This window comes from Buchnera aphidicola (Diuraphis noxia) (genome assembly GCF_001700895.1).
Classification (GTDB): domain Bacteria; phylum Pseudomonadota; class Gammaproteobacteria; order Enterobacterales; family Enterobacteriaceae; genus Buchnera; species Buchnera aphidicola_D.
Genome location: NZ_CP013259.1, coordinates 523,900 through 543,609, shown reverse-complemented (window position 1 = coordinate 543,609; position 19,710 = coordinate 523,900). Strand labels below are relative to the sequence as shown.

Below are 19,710 nucleotides of genomic sequence, written 5' to 3'. Positions count from 1 at the left end.
CCGTTTGCTCCTTATTTGAATATCTTACTAATAGATAAAATAAACAATTTATATTACTACACCAACTGGAAATAAGTTATGTGTTGAGTTAAGTATATTTTTTATATGCATAATTTTTTTTCCAGGAAATTGTAACTTTTTAATGTTTAATACATTATTAAACGTATTTATTTGTATACCATTTTTATTACAAGATATAATTTCTCCTATTTTACTATTAGAATTTAAGATATTAATCACATTTGCTTCCCATACTTTTATCGTTTGATTGTTTAAAAAAAAATAACAAATAGGCCATGGATTAAATGCTCGTATTAAACGTTCTAATTTGATGGCTTCTAGATTCCAATTTAACAAACCATCTGTTTTGTATATTTTTTTTGATAAAATAGCATTTTTTTCATCTTGCTGACGTTCAAAAATTATATTTTTAGATATTTTTTTTAAAACTTCTGATAATGCTTGAATTCCAATTTTCATTAGTTTGATAGATAAGGTTTGAGTCGTATCTTTTGGAGATATATTGCATTCTATAACATGTAATATATTTCCTGAATCAATTTTTTCATTCATTTTAATAATACTAATACCTGTTTTTTTATCACCATGTAAAATTGATGATTGAATAGGACTTGAGCCTCTCCATCTAGGTAATAATGAAGGATGAACATTAATGCATCCGTTTGGAAATATATTTAGAATTTCTTGTGGTATGATTTTTCCGTAAGACACTACGATCATTATATCTAAATTTAGTGTTGATAATTTTTTTTGAAAACTTTTATCATTAAGATTTTTAGGTTGTAAAAGTGGTATTTTATTATTTATAGCAATTTTTTTTACAGGAGAAAAAATAATTTTTTGACCTCTTCCAGAAGGAAGATCTGGTTTTGTAATTACTGCAATAATAGATTGTGACGAATTAATTAACATTTTTAGATGTTCAGCAGAAAAATCAGATGTTCCTGCAAAAATAATTTTTAATTTTTTCAAATTTATATTATTCCGTTGATAAAAGATTGTTTTCTTGTTTTTTTTGAATTTTTTTAAATTTTTTTTCAATTCTATCTTTTTTAAATTGTGATAAATAATCAATAAATAATTTGCCATTAAGATGATCTATTTCATGCTGTATACAAATAGAAATTATAGATTCTGATTCTACCTCTATTTTTTTGCCATATATGTTTATAGCTTGCACTTTTATATATTTTGATCTAGGAGTTATTGCGCGATATTCTGGAATAGATAAACATCCTTCTTCAATACTAATATGGCCCTTTTTTTGAATAATAATTGGATTAATAAGTATTAAATTGTTTTTTTGTTCCTCCATTTTTTTAATAACTACGATTTGTAATTGAATATTTACTTGCGTTGCAGCTAACCCAATACCTTCTTCCTGATACATGGTATCAATCATATTGGATATAATATTTTTTATATTTTTATCAACTTGTTTTACAGGTTTAGCTATTAATCTTAAACGTGTATCTGGATAATGTAATATTTTTAAAACAGACATATATTTGAATTTAAAATTTTGGAATTTTATATATTAGTATAGACTTTTTTACTATAATTAAAAGTTTACTAATATTATTTTTTGTATTTTTAAAAAAATTTAATAAGTTTTATTTAAAAATTATTATACAATTTTATATATTGTTTATAAGATAATAAAAATTATGATAAATTTATATGGATGTGAATATATTATTAAATGTTTAAACATGTAATAGAGGATATAATGTTTGATATATTAATATATTTATTTGAAACTTATGTTCACAGTAAATCTAAAATTACTATTGATTATGATCATTTAACAAATGATTTATCTAATATAGGATTTCGCAAAAGAGATATTTATAATGCTTTACGTTGGTTAAAAAATTTATCTTGTTATGAAAAAAATATTATTTCATCTATTAATGCGTTAAAAACAATGTCTATTCGAATTTACACTCACGAAGAATCTATAAAATTAAATGTTGATTGTCGTGGTTTTATACTTCTTTTAGAGCAGTTAGAAATATTAACATTAAATACACGTGAAATGGTTATTGAAAGGATTATGGAATTAGATATTAGTGAAATCAATCTTGAAGATTTAAAATGGATTGTATTAATTGTGTTATTTACTATTCCTGGATGTGAATTGGTATATAAGAAACTTGAAAGTTTATTATTTAATTTTAAGGAAGAAACTATTCATTAAATATTTTTATATTTATAAAAAAAGCTATATTTTTTTATAGTGAGTGAATCTTAATGAGTAAAAAAAATTCTTCACGTTCATTTTTTTATTGCGTAAAAATGTTGCGTAAAAAAAATGTCATTGCATATCCTACAGAGTCAATGTTTGGATTAGGTTGCGATCCTAATAGTAAAACAGCAGTAATAAAATTACTTACTTTGAAAAAAAGAAAGATAGAAAAAGGATTGATATTGGTTGCTTCAGAGTTTAATCAAGTCAAAATGTATGTTAATGAAAATTATTTATCAAAACAACAAAAAAGACAAATGTTTTCATTTTGGCCGGGACCTTTTACGTTTTTACTCCCAGCAAGTAAAGATGCTCCTCTTTGGTTAACAGGTAAATTTAATACGGTAGCTGTACGTATTAGTGCGCATTTAAGCATAATAAAATTATGCAATATTTTTGGTCAATCTTTAATATCAACTAGTGCAAATTTGACTAATATGCCGCCTAGTATTACTCGTACGCAAGTTTTTAAATATTTTGGTAAAGATTTTCCATTACTACATGGAAAAATAGGTCGTGAAAAAAACCCTTCTAAGATTATTAATATTTCTAATGGAAAGTTCATGCGCTATGTTCAAAGATAAAAATTTTAATTATGCTGTATTTGGAAATCCTATTGATCACAGTAAATCACCAGCTATTCATAATTTTTTTTCAAATCAAACAGGTGTTTTTCATACATATGGGTCTATTAATGTTCCATTAAATAAATTTTCTTCCATTATACTTGATTTTTTTAAACACAATGGTAAAGGTGCAAATATTACTGCTCCGTTTAAACAAGAAGCATACTGTATTTCTCATGAATTAACTGAAAGAGCTAAAATTGCTCAATCTGTTAATACATTGAAAAAAACAGATAAAGGATATATTTTAGGAGATAATACAGATGGTATCGGACTTTTATCTGATTTAATAAGATTAGATTTTATAAAAAAAAAATATTCTGTATTAATATTGGGTGCTGGTGGAGCTGCTAGAGGTATCCTTTTTCCTTTATTATCATTTGGATGTTCAATTTTTATTATGAATAGAACTTTATCGAATACTAAAAAATTGATTAAACAATTTAATAGATATGGAAAAATTAATATTTTTAATAAAGATATATTAAAATACAAAATTTTTGATTTAATTATTAATGCTACTTCACAATCTCTTGAAGAGGAAAATAGTATTATTGATTTATCTTTAATTTCTTCTAATACTTGTATTTATGATATGAATTATAAAAAAAATAAAAAATCTTTTTTAAATACATTTGTTCATGTCAAATCTACTAAATTTTCGAATGGGATAGGTATGTTAGTGTTTCAAGCTGCTCATTCTTTTGAGTTATGGCATAATGTTTTTCCAGAAACAGATAAAATTATAAATATATTAAAAGCTGAATAAGGAAAAATGAAATAAATTTATAAAAATTTTTTTATATTTTTTTAAAATTTAATGAATAATGAAGAAAACACTTGACTCTTTTTTATCGATCTGTATTATTTAAATTATTAACTAAATTAAGATAACAATTTTTTTATATTATTGTAAATATTTATAAAAAGTCCCCTTCGTCTAGAGGTCTAGGACATCGCCCTTTCACGGCGGCAACAGGGGTTCAAATCCCCTAGGGGACAATAAAAATTTTTAAAAAATAATATATACTAATTGAAATTATTGTGTTATTCTTAATAGTGACTTTTAAAAAAATTTGAAATTTAAATAAGCTCTTTAAAAATTCGGAAAACAAGCTACAAAACTTATTTTTTAAAACACCTGTGGGTTGTAAGGTTAAGCAAATAAGCGTACATGGTGAATGCCTTGGCAGTCAGAGGCGAAGAAGGACGTACTAATCTGCGAAAAGCGTCGGTAAGCTGATATGAAGCGCAATAGCCGTCGATTTCCGAATGGGGAAACCCGATACAGCTAATGTATCATTATTGACTAAATAAAATAGGTTAATAAAGCAAACCAAGGGAACTGAAACATCTAAGTACCTTGAGGAAAAGAAATCAACCGAGATTCCCCGAGTAGTGGCGAGCGAAAAGGGATCAGCCCAGAACTACAATCAATATAAATTACAGTAGAATGATTTGGAAAATTCAGCGATACAAGGTGATAGCCCAGTATACGAAATAATTTTTATTGTGAGTTCGAAAAGTAGAACGGGACACGAGAAATCCTGTTTGAATATGGGGGGACCATCCTCCAAGGCTAAATACTCCTGACTGACCGATAGTGAACTAGTACCGTAAGGGAAAGGCGAAAAGAACCCCGGCGAGGGGAGTGAAATAGAACCTGAAACCGTGTACGTACAAGCAGTGGAAGCATATTTTAAAAATAAATTTGTGACTGCGTACCTTTTGTATAATGGGTCAGCGACTTGTACTCTGTAGCAAGGTTAACTGAATAAGGGAGCCGAAGGGAAACCGAGTCCTAAATAGGCGTTAAGTTTCAGGGTACAGACCCGAAACCCGGTGATCTAGCCACGGGCAGGTTGAAGGTTAGGTAAAACTAACTGGAGGACCGAACCGACTGATGTTGAAAAATCAGCGGATGACCTATGGCTAGGGGTGAAAGGCCAATCAAACCGGGAGATAGCTGGTTCTCCCCGAAAGCTATTTAGGTAGCGCCTCGTGAATTCATCTATGGGGGTAGAGCACTGTTTCGGTTAGGGGGCCATCCCGGCTTACCAATCCGATGCAAACTCCGAATACCATAGAATGCTATCACGGGAGACACACAGCGGGTGCTAACGTTCGTTGTGGAAAGGGAAACAACCCAGACCGCCAGCTAAGGTCCCAAAATCATAGTTAAGTGGGAAACGATGTGGGAAGGCATAAACAGCCAGGATGTTGGCTTAGAAGCAGCCATCATTTAAAGAAAGCGTAATAGCTCACTGGTCAAGTCGGCCTGCGCGGAAGATGTAACGGGGCTCAAACTATGTACCGAAGCTGCGGCAGCATAAACAAAATTTATTGCTGGGTAGGGGAGCGTTCTGTAAGCCTGAGAAGATATATTGTAAAATATGTTGGAGGTATCAGAAGTGCGAATGCTGACATGAGTAACGATAAAGCAGGTGAAAAACCTGCTCGCCGAAAAACTAAGGTTTCCTGTCCAACGTTAATCGGGGCAGGGTGAGCCGACCCCTAAGGCGAGGCTGAAAAGCGTAGTCGATGGATAACAGGTTAATATTCCTGTGCTTAATATTACTGCGAAGTGGGGACGAAGAAGGTTAGATTATCCAGGCGACGGTTGTCCTGGTTTAAATGTGTAGGTATGATAATTAGGAAAATCCGATTATCTTTAATCTGAGGCATGATGACGAATCACTAAGGTGATGAAGTAATTAATACCACGCTTCCAAGAAAAGCCTCTAAGCATCAAGTAAAATTAAATCGTACCATAAACCGACACAGGTAGTTAAGTAGAGAATACTAAGGCGCTTGAGAGAACCCAGGTGAAGGAACTAGGCAAAATAGTGCCGTAACTTCGGGAGAAGGCACGCTAGTACTAAGCGAAAGGATTTACTCCTCTAACTGAAACTAGTCGAAGATAACAGCTGGCTGCAACTGTTTATTAAAAACACAGCACTGTGCAAACACGAAAGTGGAAGTATACGGTGTGACGCCTGCCCGGTGCCGGAAGGTTAATCGAAAGAGTCAAAGGAAACTTAAAGCTCTAGACTGAAGCCCCGGTAAACGGCGGCCGTAACTATAACGGTCCTAAGGTAGCGAAATTCCTTGTCGGGTAAGTTCCGACCTGCACGAATGGCGTAATGATGGCCAGGCTGTCTCCACCTGGGACTCAGTGAAATTGAATTTGCTGTGAAGATGCAGTATACCCGCGGCAAGACGGAAAGACCCCGTGAACCTTTACTATAGCTTGACACTGAATTCTAAATTTTGATGTGTAGGATAGGTGGGAGGCAATGAAATTAAAACGCCAGTTTTAATGGAGCCAAACTTGAAATACCACCCTTTAAAATTCGGTGTTCTAACCTAGTGCCGTAATCCGGTACAGAGACAGTGTCTGGTGGGTAGTTTGACTGGGGCGGTCTCCTCCCAAAGAGTAACGGAGGAGCACGAAGATTGGCTAATCACGGTCGGAAATCGTGAGTTTAGTGCAAAGGCATAAGCCAGTTTAACTGTGAGCGTGATAACGCGAGCAGATGCGAAAGCAGGTCTTAGTGATCCGGTGGTTCTGTATGGAAGGGCCATCGCTCAACGGATAAAAGGTACTCCGGGGATAACAGGCTGATACCGCCCAAGAGTTCATATCGACGGCGGTGTTTGGCACCTCGATGTCGGCTCATCACATCCTGGGGCTGAAGCAGGTCCCAAGGGTATGGCTGTTCGCCATTTAAAGTGGTACGCGAGCTGGGTTTAGAACGTCGTGAGACAGTTCGGTCCCTATCTGCCGTGGGCGTTGGAAGATTGAGGGGGGCTGCTTCTAGTACGAGAGGACCGAAGTGGACGCATCACTGGTGTTCGGGTTGTCATGCCAATGGCATTGCCCGGTAGCTAAATGCGGAAAAGATAAGCGCTGAATGCATATAAGCACGAAACTTGCCCCAAGATAAGTCTTCCCTGAAACAGAAATGTTTACTGAAGGGACGTTGAAGACTACGACGTTGATAGGCTAGATGTGTAAGCATAGCAATGTGTTGAGCTAACTAGTACTAATGACCCGAGAGGCTTAACCTTACAACACCAGAGGTGTTTTTTGAAATAAAATTAATAAAATGCTTGTTTTGCTGAATTAATTATTATATCTTAATAACACATTAATTTGTTAATGTGCCTGGTAAAAATAGTGTAGTGGTACCACCTGAATCCATTCCGAACTCAGAAGTGAAACGCTTCAACGCCAATGGTAGTACGGGGCCTCCCCGTGCGAGAGTAGGTAAAAGCCAGGCAAAAAAAACCCGAAATTTTTTTCGGGTTTTTTTGTATTTAAAATAAATTACTTTTTAGTTAATAACAAATTTGTATGTTATTCTATTGAGAATTTAAATTTTTTATAATGATTTTTATTTATTAAAGTAAAAAAATCATTAATAGATCTCTTTTCTAATTTAGTAAATTTTTTATGTGAAGGTAATATAGATGTCCAAGATTAAAGGTAATGTTAAATGGTTTAATGAATCTAAAGGTTTTGGTTTCATTACTCCAGAAGATGGAAGTAAAGATGTATTTGTTCATTTTTCAGCAATACAAAGCAATGGATTTAAAACTTTATCAGAAGGTCAAAGTGTTGAATTTGAAATTACTGAAGGAGCAAAAGGTCCATCTGCTGCTAATGTGATTAGTTTATAAAGTTATTTAAATTTTTCAAAAAATCATTAATGTAAATACATTTTTTATAGTACGGCTCTTCAATAGGGCTGTACTATATTAAAAAATACATTTTTTATAAAACCATTCTAACTATGTTAATTTTACTAATTTCGTGATATAAAATTTCAATTTGTTCAAAATTTTTAGCACATATTGTAATTGAAACGGAAAGATAATTACCTCTATTACTTGATTTTACTTGAGGTATATAGTCTCCCGGTATTTGAATTTGAATAACTTTTATTATTTTATCAATCAGTTCAGGCTGTGCTAAACCGATAATCTTATAAGTGAAAAAACAAGGAAATTTTAACATTTCTCTTAGTTTTGTTTTCATTATTAATTCCAAGTTTGTTTTTTACAATAAAATATTCTATAATTTTTTAATTATAAACTTGTAAAATATTTTATATGTAATATCTCAAATAATTATTAAAAAATTTTTTTTATATTTTCAATGAATCGTAATATATAATATTATCATATTGATAATCTAGAAAATAACATATTTTTATGTTATTTTCTCTAAGAATTGTTTATAGGATATTAGATATGTTAAAAATTTTTAACACACTAAGTAAAAAAAAAGAAATTTTTAAGCCTATTAATACAAATAAAGTAAATTTATATGTATGTGGTGTTACTGTTTATGATTTTTGTCATATTGGTCATGGTCGTACATTTTTTGTTTTTGATATAATCGTTCGTTATTTACGATTTCGTGGTTTTAAAGTAAAATATATACGAAATATTACTGATATTGATAATAAAATTATTTTAAAATCAATAAAAGAAAAAACTAATATTAATATTTTAACTACTAACATGATCAATGCAATGCATGAAGATTTTTCTTTATTAGGTATTTTACCTCCTGATGAAGAACCTCGTATTACAGATTATATTAATAATATTATTGAAATAATATCACAATTAATCGATAGTAAACATGCATATATAAATGAAAATAAAGATGTTTTATTTTCTGTAAATAGTTATTGTGATTATGGAATTTTATCTGGTCAATCAATTAAGTCATTACAATCTGGATTGCGTATTCCATTAAATAATACAAAAAGAAATCACTTAGATTTTTTACTTTGGAAAAATTCTAAAAATAATGAACCGTCTTGGAATTCGCCATGGGGAAAAGGCCGTCCAGGTTGGCATATTGAATGTAGTGCTATTAATAATGTTTTTTTTAAAAATGCTATAGATATTCATGGAGGTGGTTCTGATCTGCTTTTTCCACATCATGAAAATGAAAGATCTCAGTCTATGTGTTTTAATAATAAATTAATTATAAATTTTTGGATGCATGTCGGAATTGTAATTTCTAATAATGAAAAAATGTCTAAATCTTTAGGTAATACTTACCTTCTAAGAGATATATTAAAAAATTATAATGCTGAAGTTTTACGTTATTTTTTTTTATTAACGCATTATCGTCATCCCGTATCTTACAACGAAAAAAATTTACAACAAGCATATATATCTTTAAAATATTTATATACCTCATTATATAATACTTATCCGGTTCCTAATATTGACGAAGGTATAGATTTTGAACATGAATTTTATAATGCAATGAACGATGATTTTAATACACCGAAGGTATGTTCTATTTTTTTTAAAATAGCACGAAAAATTAATCTCTTTAAAAGAGAAAATGCATTAAAAGCAAATAAATTTGCTTTCAGATTACAATCTTTAGGAAAACTACTAGGTTTTTTATCACAAAATCCCGAAGATTTTTTACAAAAAAAATATTCTTTCAAAGAATCTACATTCATAACTATAGAAAAATTAATAAAAAAAAGAAATATTTTAAGAAAATGTAAATTATGGAAAGAAGCTGATGATATCAGAAAAAAATTAGCATCTCTAGATGTAATTTTAGAAGATTGTCCTGATAAAACCATATGGTATAGAAAATAATATAAATTTTAAAAATCAGAATTTTTTTCACATGCTTCTAGTGTATTTTGTAACAATGTAGCAACAGTCATAGGACCAACACCACCTGGAACAGGGGTTATATAAGAAGCTTTAAAATATGCTGTTTTAAATTCAACATCCCCTACTATTTTCCCGTTTTTCAAGCGATTAATACCGACATCTATAACTATAGAGTTATTTTTAATCCATTCACCTTTTAAAAAATTTGGTTTTCCTACTGCTACTATTAATAAGTCAGCGTTTTTTACATGATTTTTTAAATTTTTAGTAAATCTATGTGTTACTGTAGTCGTGCATCCTGCTAATAACAATTCTAAACTCATAGGTCTACCTACTATGTTTGACGCTCCGACTATTACTGCATTTAATCCATGAGTTTTAATTTTATAATATTTTAATATTGTAATAATACCTTTAGGTGTACATGCTCTTAAAGTAGGGGTTCTCTGACATAAAGCACCTGTGTTATATGGGTGAAATCCGTCTACATCTTTATTTGGAGCAATACTTCTTAAAATTTTCACGTGATTTATGTGTTCAGGCAGTGGTAATTGTATTAAAATACCATCTATTTTTTTGTTTTTGTTTAGTTGATTTATTAAGTTTAAAATGTCTATCTCTTTTGCATTTTCAGAAAAATTCCAACATTTTGAAAAAAAACCAACTTTTTTACATGCTATTTTTTTTTTTTCTACATAAATTTGAGAAGGTATATTAGTTCCAACTAAAATCATAGCTAATCCTGGAATTTTTTTGCCATTTTTTTTTCTATGATTGACTTTTTCTAAAATATTTAATTTTATTTTTTTTGCTATGTGATTACCATCTATTATTATTGCTGGCATATTTGAGTAACTCGAATAATATTGTTGGAATGATTAAAAATCATATACTAAAATCTTTTTGTAATAAACATTTATGTTATAAAAAATATATAATATTAATAGCAATTTATTCAAATATATATTATATTAATATTAAATTTTAATTTCTTTACTATGCGCGTTCTTAGCTCAGTTGGATAGAGCAACGGCCTTCTAAGCCGTAGGTCACAGGTTCAAATCCTGTAGAACGCAAAAAATTACTATTTTAATATATTTTCTATGATATTTTTAATTTTTAAAAGAGAATCGGCAGCATTAATTGTAAAAAATTTTAATTTTCCTTTCAATTTTTGATTCAAGTAATATTTGATTAATGGAGATGTTATTTTCTGATATTCTGTTAATCTTTTTTTAATAATTTCTTTCTTATCATCTTCTCTTATAACCAAAGTATCTCCAGTTAAATCATCTTCATTATTAATTTTTGGTGGATTAAATTTTATATGATAACATCGTCCTGATGGAGGATGTATACGTCTTCCAGATATACGTTCTAATATATCTTCTTCAGGCATTGAAAAATATAACACATAATCTATTATTATTTGATTTTTGGATAAATAATAAGCCTGCTGAATACTTCTTGGAAATCCGTCTAATAAAAACCCGTTACGACAATCTGTTGTTTTAATTCTGTTTTTTATTAAATCACATACAATTTCATCAGAAACTAGTTTTCCTTTTTTAAGGATGTTTTTTATAATTACACCTATTTTATTTTTTAAATAAATATTTTCTCGCAATATATCACCTGTAGATATTTGTGGAATATTATATTTTTCTGTAATAAATCTTCCTTGTGTTCCCTTTCCTGTACCAGGTGGACCTAGTAAAATAATACGCATAGTTTTTCTTGTTATATTGAATTTAAAATTATTTTAGATTACTACTATTATAGTAGTAATCATAATGTTTTTAATGTAGAAGTAATTCATTCATTCTAGAAATAAACTCATGTGGATTTTCTAGACTTCCCTTTTCAGCTAGAAAAGCCTGATCTAATAATAATTTCATCCATTTCTTAAATTCAACATCATTATTTATTAAACATATTTTTTTTATTAATAAATGTTCTGGATTAATTTCAAAAATGTATTTTAATTCTGGAATATTTTGTCCTGCGGCAGAAAAAAGTTTAGCCATTTGTGTAGTCATTTCATTAGAATCACTAAGCAAAACACATGGAGTTTCTGTTAATCGATGTGTAAACCTTACATCTTTTACTTTATTTCCGAGAAAATTTTTAGTTTTTTTTAAGAAATCAAGCATGTCTTTTGATAATTCGTTATTTTTTATTTTTTTATTTGATGTTAATTTGTTGAGTGATATATCTTCTTTACTGATAGATTGAAATTTTTTACCTTTAAACTCAATAAGATAATTCATCATCCATTCATCAATACGATCTGATAGCAATAAAACATCAATATTATTTTTTTTAAATAATTCTAAATGTGGACTATTTTTTGCTGCTATATAACTATCTGCAGTAATATAATATATTTTTTCCTGTTTTTCGTCCATATTAGCTATGTACTCTTCTAAAGATAATGTTTGCTCAGGAGTACTGTTTTTCATAGATGAAAATCTTAGAAGATTAGCGATACGTAATAAATTTTCACTGTCTTCTGCAGGACCTTCTTTTAAAATTAACCCAAATTCATTCCAAAATTCTTGATATTTAATATCAGAATCTTTAGATAGTTTATCTAACATATTTAAACATCTTTTTGTCAATGCTTTCTTTATACTACTAGTAATAGAATTATCTTGTAATATTTCACGAGAAATATTTAAAGGTAAATCACTAGAATCAATTAATCCTTTAATAAAACGTAAATAATTAGGTAGGAATTCTTGAGAATTATCCATGATGTAAACTCTTTTCACATATAATTTTAGACCATGTTTTTTATCTCTATTCCATATATCCCAATGTGCTTTTTTAGGTATATACAATAAACTAATATATTCTTGATTTCCTTCTACGTGATTATGACTCCATGTTAATGGATTATGTTGGTCATTAGTAAGATGTTTATAAAAATTTTTATATTCTTCAGTCGTAATAGAAGATTTATTTAGTGTCCATAAAGCTTGAGCTTTATTAATTTGTTCCCAAAAATATGTTTTATTTTTTTCATTATAATTTTGTATATTTATAGGTACAGTAATATGATCAGAGTATTTACTAATGATATTTTTAATACGCCATATTTCTAAAAATTCCTCTTCTTCTTTTTTTAAAAATAAAGTTATTTCTGTCCCTCGTTTTTTTTTGACAATTTTTTTAATATTATATTCACCTTCTCCTGAAGATTCCCATAACGTTGCCTCTTCCGGTTGTGTACCAGCGAGTCTAGTTCTAACACAGACTTTGTTTGATACAATAAATGATGAATAAAAACCCACTCCAAATTCTCCAATCAATTCATTTTTTTTGTTTTTTGTTTTTTCTAAAGATTGAAGGAATGATTTTGTACCTGATTTAGCAATTGTACCAAGATTTTCTATTGTATCTTGTTTAGACATGCCAATGCCATTATCACTAATAACAAGTGTTCTTTGTGCTTTATTAATAGATATTTTTACTTTCATTTCACTATCGTTTTCATATAACGACGGTGATGATATCGACTCAAATCTCAATTTATCTATTGCATCTGATGCATTAGAGATTAGTTCTCGTAAAAAAATTTCTTTATTAGAATATAATGAATGAATCATTAAATGTAATAACTGTTTTACTTCAGATTGAAAATGATATACTTCTTTTGTTTCCTTTATCATATAGATGTCTCTTTTTTAATTAACAAAATAATATTTTGGAAAATGTTAATATTATGTTATAAAACATTTTTTTTTGAATAATTATATGTTCATATGATATTTGTATAACTTTAAACGGGTATATTAAAACCTGTTGGAAATTGTATTCCTGTAGATATTGTAGACATTTTCTTTTTTTGAACCTCAGAAATTCTTCTTTCTGCATCATTAAAAGCTGCTGCTGCTAAATCTTCTAGCATGTCTTTATCATCTTTCAGTAAACTAGGATCTACTTCTACACGTTTACAATTATGAGCACCATTAATAGTTACCTTCACTAATCCAGCACCAGCTTCTCCTGTAACTTCTATTTGAGCTATCTCTTGTTGTATTTTTGTCATTTTTTCTTGCATTTGTTGTGCTTGTTTCATTAAATTACCTAATCCATTTTTAGTAAGCATATATTTTCTCTCTTGTTTTAGAAAATTTTTTTTTGTTAATATAATATAAAATTTTTTTTTGAAAATTATTTTGTAAATTAAATGATAATAAATTTTTTTTGTTTTAATTTTCTCTTTATTTTATTTATGAATAAATTTTTTTATAAATATTTTTATATTGTATCTATTGCACGTAATATAGACATTTCTACTCCTATTTTGGCAGTAGGTGAAAAATTTAACTCTTTTTTTCCATTGATTAGTATTTGATAACATAATTGAACACTTTTTTTATCGATATTTTTTGCTAATTTCTGAATTTTGTATGCATAATTTTCTAAAATATTATCTTTCCATGCGAAAGAAAAAGATTGTGAGATAGAAATATAGTATAAAAAACGTAAAATTTCTGTTAAAACTTCTTCCCATTCTACTCCTGAATTATTTATTTCATTTAATAAAGATATTATCTTTTTTGGTTCTTTGTTTAATATTGCATTAGTTAACAAAAAAGAATATTCTTCAGATGGAATTCCTAACATTTCTATTATGTTTTCTATTTTTACATATCCATGTCCTAGGTTTATAGCATGTTCTAATAAATTAAGTGCATCTCGCATGCTTCCTTTCGCATAATAAGATATTTTTTTTAAAGAATCTTGATCAAATTTAACATTTTCTTTTATTAAAATTTTTTTTAATAAATTAAAAATTTTTTCTTCAGAAAGTGTTTTTAATTTAAAACATAAACAACGAGAAATAATAGTTTTAGGAATTTTTTCTATATCTGTAGTAGCTAAAATAAATTTTACATGTTTAGGAGGTTCTTCAAGTGTTTTAAGTAACGCATTAAAACTATTTCGAGAAAGCATGTGAACTTCATCAATCAAATATATTTTAAATCGACTTTTAGTAGGAGAATAATAGATTTTATCTAATATATCTCTCATATCTTCTACTTTTGTTCGGGAAGCTGCATCTATTTCTAAGACGTCTAAACATAATCCTTTTTCTATTTCCTGACAAATAATGCATTTTCTGCAAGGATTTTGTGTCACACCAGTTTGACAATTTAAACTTTTAGCAATTAATCGAGCGATTGTCGTTTTTCCAATACCTCTTGATCCAGATAATAACCATGCATTATGAATGCGTTTCAAAGAAAATTCATTATGTAAAGCTGATACAATATGTTTTTGTCCAATGACATCTTCGAAAGATTGTGGGCGCCATTTTCGTGCTAATATTTGATGTGTCATATAAAATTTTATGATTTTTTACGAAAAGACTATGCTAACAATATTTATTGTATTATGAAAGAATTCTTATTTATTTTTATAAAAAAATATTTTTCACTATAAATTTAATGTAAATACTAGTTGTAATTGTTAAAGATAATCTATATAATTTGTGATTAAATTTTATTTTTAATATCATAACAAATGGAGTTTTCTGTTAGTCTCTAACACTGTAAAATTGAACACCTGGTCAGATCCGGAAGGAAGCAACCAATTCAGCTAATACAGGTGTTATGATATAAGCTAACAGATGCTCCTAAGATTTAGATAATTGCAGTCGATACATTTTTGAATAAAAACTTTTTTTATTTAATAATGATTGATGAGTCCCACATTCAATAATTTTTCCTTTTTTTAAAACTACAATTAAATCAGCATCGATAATAGTAGAAAGTCTATGAGCAATTACTATTAATGTAGAATTTTCTCTTATATATGCTAATGTTTTCTGGATTAATTTCTCTGTTCCAGAATCAATATTTGCAGTAGCTTCATCTAATACGAGTATTTTTGGAGGAGAAACTAATATTCTAGCGAGAGCTAATAATTGTTTTTGACCTGCAGATAAATTATTACCTTCTTCGCCTAACATAGAGTAAATACCTTTTGGCATAGATTTGACTAAAGATGTAAGATGAACTGTATCTAATATTTTCCATACCTTTTCTTCAGATATTGTTCTTCCTAATGTAATATTAGCAAAAATAGTATCTGAAAGTACTATTGGATCTTGTTGTACCATTAACAAATGTTTTCTTAAAATAGAATGACTAATTGAATCTATATTTTGATTGTCTAAATATATCTTTCCATTTCTTACAGGATAGTACCCCATAATTAAATTGGCTAAAGTGGTTTTTCCACTACCTGTATGCCCTACAAATGCAATAAAATTTTTTGAAGGAATATAGATATTAATATTTTTAAGTACGTATTTTTTAGAGTTATTGTAATGAAAAGTAACATTTTTAATATTAATATTTCCATTTTTTAATGCTTTTATATTATTACCATATTTTTGTTTAGGTGAATCGATAAGATTAAAAATTCTTTCTCCTGCCACAATAGATTGTTGTAATACAGATTGTTGTATCGTGATAGCAATTAAAGGTTCATTAAGTCTTCCTAAATAAGTAATAAAAGCATAAAGTATTCCTACTTCAAAAACACCAACTTTAAAACAACTAAATAATAAAATAAAATGACATAATACCAAAGCAGATAATAAACTAAGAAGAGGTCTTAATAAAAAACCTTCTAATTTTAATATTTTCATACGTGCAGTATAATGTAATTCACTACTATTTTTAATAGATTTTTTAAATCTATTTTGTTGACAAAATTGTTGAATGACATTTATCCCATTAATAGTTTCATTAAACTTATTATTAATATCAGCTAAATAATAGCGTACCTTTCTTAAAATTGGAGTACTATGTTTTTGATAGATAAACATAATAGTCATTACTACAGGTAAAATTAATAATGCTATTATTGCCATATGCCATTCAAGAGTAAACATCGCAAATAAAACAATAACAATTAATATGATACTTTTAAATAAAGTAGGTGCGACTGTGTCATACAGTTCTTTTACTGCCTCAGTATCATTCGTTACTTTTGAAATCATTTGTCCAATAGGTTGACAGTCAAATTGACTAATTGGTTGTTGTAGAGCAGAATTCATTACATCTTTACGTAATTTATTAATAACTTTAACCGCTATTTTATTAAATAAAATACTTTGAAAATAATTAAAAAAAACTGATATTATTTGCAATAAAATATACGTTATAATGACAACAAATATTGTTGCAGAATATAACTGATGTTTAGATAAGATATTATTAATAAAATAACTAATTAAAATTGGTCCTAATACTTCTGATATTGATCCGCTAAAAAGTAAAATACAGGCTAAAATTAACTGCTTTTTAAAAGGTACTAAATAAACTAATAAACGTTTTAAAATTGGCCAAAACTCGATTAAATGATCCATGCTATAAATTTTCACCTGTTTTTTTTAATTATCTTCAAGTTCTATTTCTAATTTTTGATACGAATACATAGATTGATACCAATTTTTTTCTTTAGTTAATTTTAAGTGAGTTCCTCGTTGTATAATGGAGCCATTTTTGATTACTATAATTTCATCTGAATCAACTAATGCAGATAAACGATGTGCTGTAATAATCAAGGAATGTCCATTTTTTTTCCATTGATTAATATTATTTAATATATTATATTCTGTTTGACTATCAACAGCAGATAACGCATCGTCTAAAATTAATATTTCAGTATTTAATAATAATGCACGAGCTATAGCAATACGCTGTTTTTGACCACCTGATAACATAACACCACGTTCGCCAATTTTTGTGTTATACCCGTTTGGAAAAGTAATTATATCTTTATGTATATCTGCTAATTTAGATGCTTCTTCAATCTCTTTTTGAGATGCATTGGGTTTTCCTAATGCAATATTATTATTAATACTTTCGGAAAATAAAAAAGGATTTTGATTTACAACAGCAATACGTTTTCTCCAATCATTGATTTTTAATTCTGATAATGATATAGAATGATAATATATTTCTCCTTTTTTAATATTAAATTCTCGTTGAATTAATTTCAATAATGTACTTTTTCCAGACCCAGTCGGTCCACATATACCTAATGTTTTTCCTGGTTTTAAAATAAGATTTATGTTTTTTAACGATGGAATTTTATGTTGTGGATAACAAAATTGTTTAATATTAACAAGTAATATACCAAATGAATCTGGGATGTTTTTATTTCCATCTTTGATATATAATTCTTTGTTAATAATAGAATATATTCTCTCCCAAGCAGCGCTACCTCTTTCAACTATATTAAACATCCATGCTAGCGCTAGCATAGGCCAAATCATTAGTCCCAAATACATGATAAAACTAGTAAGTTGTCCTATAGTAATTTTATTATTCCACAGTAAATAACCTCCTTCTATAACAGCTAATAAATTAGAAAAAGCAACTGATAGATAAATTACTGGATCAAAACGCGCATCTATTTTTGCGACTTCCATGTTTTTTTTGCCAGTGTTAGTCACAATTAAATTAAATTTATTCAATTGATATTTTTCTAAACCAAATGCTTTTATCATTCTAATACTAGTTAAAATTTCTTGAGTTTGATTATTTAATAAAGAAAAAGCAGCTTGAGCATGACGAAATGTTTCATGTAATTCTTTTCCATATTTTTTTATTAAAATTGCCATGATGGGCATAGGAATCAACGAGATTATTGTTAATATAAAACTAATTTGCGTACTCATTATTATTAACACAGAAAAACCCATAAACAACGAATCTATTAAAGTTAAAACTCCCTCTCCTGCAGCAAAAACTACCCGATCAACATCGTTAGTAGCTCTAGCCATTAAATCTCCCGTTCTGTTATTTAAAAAAAATTTTTGACTTTGTTTGCTGAGATAGGAATAAAATTGTACTCGAAGTTCTGTAGCTAATCGATATGAAGCCCCAAATAATAATATTCTCCATAAATATCTCAATATGTAAATAACAAAAGCTATTAGTAATATAATAGAAATCCAAGGTAATATATCTAAACCATGCATTTTTTCTTTGATAATTAAATCTATCAAAATACCAACTATTTTAGGTGGTAATAATTGTAAAATAGAAATTATTATCAATAATAAAATTGCTCCTAAATATCTTTTCCATTCCCTTATAAAAAACCATCTTAATTGATTAAATAATTTCACAAAAAGTCCTAAAAGTTAAATTTTTAATGTACGTTTTTTAAGAATAAAAATTATTTTTATGTTATTCATAAAAATTTTTAACTTAAATAAGTGTATTTTATGTGATAACATATAAAAATATTCTTCTCAGAAATATTTTTATTTATATTAGATATAAAAATCAATTTTTAGAAAAACTTTATACTATATTTTAGTAATTTTTTCAAAAAATATAAATTTTCAATAATCATGACTAATAAACAACATGAAAAAAGCTTTAATGATTTTAAGTGGTGGACAAGATTCAACAACTTGTTTAGCTTATTATACTCGTATATATCAAGAAATTCATTGTATAACTTTTGATTATAATCAATTGCATAAATCAGAAATTAATGCTGCTCTTATCATTGCAAAAAAATTAGGAATAAAACATCATAATATTTTAAATCTTAAATTTTTACAAAAGATATCTATCAGTAGTTTAACAAATAAAGAGATTTCTGTTTACAATAATCATCCATTAGATAATTCTTTTCCAAGTACATTTGTACCTGGCCGTAATATTTTATTTTTAACTTTATCTTCTATATATGCTTATACTAATAAAATTACATCAGTAATTTTAGGTGTAAATGAAATTGATTTTTCTGGTTATCCAGATTGTAAAAATGAATTTATTAAAAGTATGAATCATGTTATTAGAATAGGTATGAATTATAATATTAGTTTTATGACACCTTTAATTAATCTTAATAAATCAGAAATATGGGCTTTATCAGATTATTGCAATATTATTGATGTTATTTTAACTGATACAGTGACTTGTTATAACGGAATTAAAGGAAGAGGTTGTAGTAAATGTCAAGCATGTATCATACGTAAAAAAGGATTTGATAAATGGAAAGAAAATAATTCTTATTATATGAAAAGTATGAAAGAAAAAATGAAATTAAAATAATATATCTTATTATATACAAATTAAATTTTTAAAAATTATTTTTTTTAATAAA

Annotated in this window: 16 protein-coding genes, 2 tRNA genes, 2 rRNA genes and 1 other RNA gene; 11 read left to right on the top strand and 10 right to left on the bottom strand. The window is 27.8% G+C overall.

Going from position 1 to position 19,710, the window contains the following annotated elements:
- Window positions 1-48 precede the first annotated feature (48 nt).
- Entirely contained in the window at window positions 49-993 is a 945-nt protein-coding gene (gene fmt / locus ATN01_RS02505; RefSeq protein WP_075433623.1) for a methionyl-tRNA formyltransferase, read from the bottom strand.
- A gap of 7 nt (window positions 994-1,000) precedes the next feature.
- Window positions 1,001-1,525, bottom strand: coding sequence for a peptide deformylase (def, locus tag ATN01_RS02500; RefSeq protein ID WP_075433502.1), 525 nt, complete (start codon window positions 1,523-1,525; stop codon window positions 1,001-1,003).
- Between the two features lie 225 nt (window positions 1,526-1,750).
- Here def and ATN01_RS02495 point away from each other — a divergent pair, with 225 nt between their 5' ends.
- The 7 genes from ATN01_RS02495 to cspE all read left to right on the top strand — a co-directional run bounded on the left by ATN01_RS02495 (window position 1,751) and on the right by cspE (window position 7,578).
- Window positions 1,751-2,221: a DUF494 family protein gene (locus tag ATN01_RS02495; RefSeq protein ID WP_075433501.1), complete on the top strand. Its 471-nt coding sequence runs from the start codon at window positions 1,751-1,753 to the stop codon at window positions 2,219-2,221.
- A 98-nt stretch (window positions 2,222-2,319) separates the two neighbouring features.
- Window positions 2,320-2,853 carry a Sua5/YciO/YrdC/YwlC family protein gene (locus ATN01_RS02490; RefSeq protein ID WP_154021190.1) on the top strand — a complete coding sequence of 178 codons (534 nt, stop codon included), beginning with the start codon at window positions 2,320-2,322 and terminating at the stop codon, window positions 2,851-2,853.
- Window positions 2,840-3,664 (top strand): shikimate dehydrogenase, encoded by an 825-nt coding sequence (aroE, locus tag ATN01_RS02485; protein WP_075433499.1) that lies wholly within the window; start codon window positions 2,840-2,842, stop codon window positions 3,662-3,664. The genes ATN01_RS02490 and aroE overlap by 14 nt, the downstream gene beginning before the upstream one ends.
- 160 nt (window positions 3,665-3,824) lie before the next feature.
- A tRNA-Glu gene (locus tag ATN01_RS02480) sits at window positions 3,825-3,897 on the top strand.
- A 152-nt stretch (window positions 3,898-4,049) separates the two neighbouring features.
- A 23S ribosomal RNA gene (locus tag ATN01_RS02475) occupies window positions 4,050-6,966 on the top strand.
- Between the two features lie 96 nt (window positions 6,967-7,062).
- Window positions 7,063-7,178 (top strand): 5S ribosomal RNA (gene rrf, locus ATN01_RS02470).
- A 190-nt stretch (window positions 7,179-7,368) separates the two neighbouring features.
- Window positions 7,369-7,578, top strand: a complete 210-nt coding sequence (gene cspE, locus ATN01_RS02465; protein ID WP_011091543.1) for a transcription antiterminator/RNA stability regulator CspE — start codon at window positions 7,369-7,371, stop codon at window positions 7,576-7,578.
- 94 nt (window positions 7,579-7,672) lie between these two features.
- Here the strand turns inward: cspE and ybeD are convergent, their stop codons facing one another.
- Entirely contained in the window at window positions 7,673-7,936 is a 264-nt protein-coding gene (ybeD, locus tag ATN01_RS02460; RefSeq protein WP_075433498.1) for a DUF493 family protein YbeD, read from the bottom strand.
- Window positions 7,937-8,151: 215 nt separating this feature from the next.
- On the opposite strand from ybeD, the gene cysS reads away from it, so the two are divergent.
- Complete coding sequence (cysS, locus tag ATN01_RS02455; RefSeq protein WP_075433497.1) at window positions 8,152-9,537, top strand: cysteine--tRNA ligase; 1,386 nt, start codon at window positions 8,152-8,154, stop codon at window positions 9,535-9,537.
- A gap of 8 nt (window positions 9,538-9,545) precedes the next feature.
- On the opposite strand, the gene folD is transcribed toward cysS, so the two are convergent.
- The gene (gene folD, locus ATN01_RS02450; RefSeq protein ID WP_075433496.1) at window positions 9,546-10,403 is read right to left on the bottom strand and encodes a bifunctional methylenetetrahydrofolate dehydrogenase/methenyltetrahydrofolate cyclohydrolase FolD; all 858 of its coding nucleotides are present in this window, start codon (window positions 10,401-10,403) and stop codon (window positions 9,546-9,548) included.
- Window positions 10,404-10,560: 157 nt separating this feature from the next.
- Between folD and ATN01_RS02445 the strand changes: the two genes are divergently transcribed.
- Window positions 10,561-10,634, top strand: a tRNA-Arg gene (locus ATN01_RS02445).
- An 8-nt stretch (window positions 10,635-10,642) separates the two neighbouring features.
- Here ATN01_RS02445 and adk read toward each other — a convergent pair.
- From adk to dnaX, 4 genes are all read right to left on the bottom strand, one after another.
- The gene (gene adk, locus ATN01_RS02440) at window positions 10,643-11,287 is read right to left on the bottom strand and encodes an adenylate kinase (protein ID WP_075433495.1); all 645 of its coding nucleotides are present in this window, start codon (window positions 11,285-11,287) and stop codon (window positions 10,643-10,645) included.
- A gap of 70 nt (window positions 11,288-11,357) precedes the next feature.
- Window positions 11,358-13,232, bottom strand: coding sequence for a molecular chaperone HtpG (htpG, locus tag ATN01_RS02435; protein WP_075433494.1), 1,875 nt, complete (start codon window positions 13,230-13,232; stop codon window positions 11,358-11,360).
- Window positions 13,233-13,342: 110 nt separating this feature from the next.
- Complete coding sequence (locus ATN01_RS02430; protein ID WP_075433493.1) at window positions 13,343-13,672, bottom strand: YbaB/EbfC family nucleoid-associated protein; 330 nt, start codon at window positions 13,670-13,672, stop codon at window positions 13,343-13,345.
- 152 nt (window positions 13,673-13,824) lie between these two features.
- Window positions 13,825-14,910 carry a DNA polymerase III subunit gamma/tau gene (gene dnaX / locus ATN01_RS02425; RefSeq protein ID WP_075433492.1) on the bottom strand — a complete coding sequence of 362 codons (1,086 nt, stop codon included), beginning with the start codon at window positions 14,908-14,910 and terminating at the stop codon, window positions 13,825-13,827.
- A gap of 194 nt (window positions 14,911-15,104) precedes the next feature.
- Between dnaX and ffs the strand changes: the two genes are divergently transcribed.
- Window positions 15,105-15,201: signal recognition particle sRNA small type (gene ffs / locus ATN01_RS02420), an RNA gene on the top strand.
- A 4-nt stretch (window positions 15,202-15,205) separates the two neighbouring features.
- On the opposite strand, the gene ATN01_RS02415 is transcribed toward ffs, so the two are convergent.
- Together ATN01_RS02415 and ATN01_RS02410 are read right to left on the bottom strand one after the other, a co-directional pair.
- Entirely contained in the window at window positions 15,206-16,948 is a 1,743-nt protein-coding gene (locus tag ATN01_RS02415; RefSeq protein ID WP_075433491.1) for a SmdB family multidrug efflux ABC transporter permease/ATP-binding protein, read from the bottom strand.
- A gap of 24 nt (window positions 16,949-16,972) precedes the next feature.
- A complete protein-coding gene (locus ATN01_RS02410; protein WP_075433490.1) occupies window positions 16,973-18,718 on the bottom strand; it encodes a SmdA family multidrug ABC transporter permease/ATP-binding protein in 1,746 nt (581 codons plus the stop codon).
- 244 nt (window positions 18,719-18,962) lie between these two features.
- Between ATN01_RS02410 and queC the strand changes: the two genes are divergently transcribed.
- Window positions 18,963-19,658, top strand: a complete 696-nt coding sequence (queC, locus tag ATN01_RS02405; protein ID WP_075433489.1) for a 7-cyano-7-deazaguanine synthase QueC — start codon at window positions 18,963-18,965, stop codon at window positions 19,656-19,658.
- Window positions 19,659-19,710: the final 52 nt, after the last annotated feature.

What these genes read in the sequence shown, in the direction of transcription:
- def (WP_075433502.1), bottom strand. Translation starts at nt 1,525, where the DNA reads ATGTCTGTTTTAAAAATATTACATTATCCAGATACACGTTTAAGATTA.
- ATN01_RS02495 (WP_075433501.1), top strand. Translation starts at nt 1,751, where the DNA reads ATGTTTGATATATTAATATATTTATTTGAAACTTATGTTCACAGTAAA.
- ATN01_RS02490 (WP_154021190.1), top strand. Translation starts at nt 2,320, where the DNA reads ATGTTGCGTAAAAAAAATGTCATTGCATATCCTACAGAGTCAATGTTT.
- aroE (WP_075433499.1), top strand. Translation starts at nt 2,840, where the DNA reads ATGTTCAAAGATAAAAATTTTAATTATGCTGTATTTGGAAATCCTATT.
- cspE (WP_011091543.1), top strand. Translation starts at nt 7,369, where the DNA reads ATGTCCAAGATTAAAGGTAATGTTAAATGGTTTAATGAATCTAAAGGT.
- ybeD (WP_075433498.1), bottom strand. Translation starts at nt 7,936, where the DNA reads ATGAAAACAAAACTAAGAGAAATGTTAAAATTTCCTTGTTTTTTCACT.
- cysS (WP_075433497.1), top strand. Translation starts at nt 8,152, where the DNA reads ATGTTAAAAATTTTTAACACACTAAGTAAAAAAAAAGAAATTTTTAAG.
- folD (WP_075433496.1), bottom strand. Translation starts at nt 10,403, where the DNA reads ATGCCAGCAATAATAATAGATGGTAATCACATAGCAAAAAAAATAAAA.
- adk (WP_075433495.1), bottom strand. Translation starts at nt 11,287, where the DNA reads ATGCGTATTATTTTACTAGGTCCACCTGGTACAGGAAAGGGAACACAA.
- htpG (WP_075433494.1), bottom strand. Translation starts at nt 13,232, where the DNA reads ATGATAAAGGAAACAAAAGAAGTATATCATTTTCAATCTGAAGTAAAA.
- ATN01_RS02430 (WP_075433493.1), bottom strand. Translation starts at nt 13,672, where the DNA reads ATGCTTACTAAAAATGGATTAGGTAATTTAATGAAACAAGCACAACAA.
- dnaX (WP_075433492.1), bottom strand. Translation starts at nt 14,910, where the DNA reads ATGACACATCAAATATTAGCACGAAAATGGCGCCCACAATCTTTCGAA.
- ATN01_RS02415 (WP_075433491.1), bottom strand. Translation starts at nt 16,948, where the DNA reads ATGGATCATTTAATCGAGTTTTGGCCAATTTTAAAACGTTTATTAGTT.
- queC (WP_075433489.1), top strand. Translation starts at nt 18,963, where the DNA reads ATGAAAAAAGCTTTAATGATTTTAAGTGGTGGACAAGATTCAACAACT.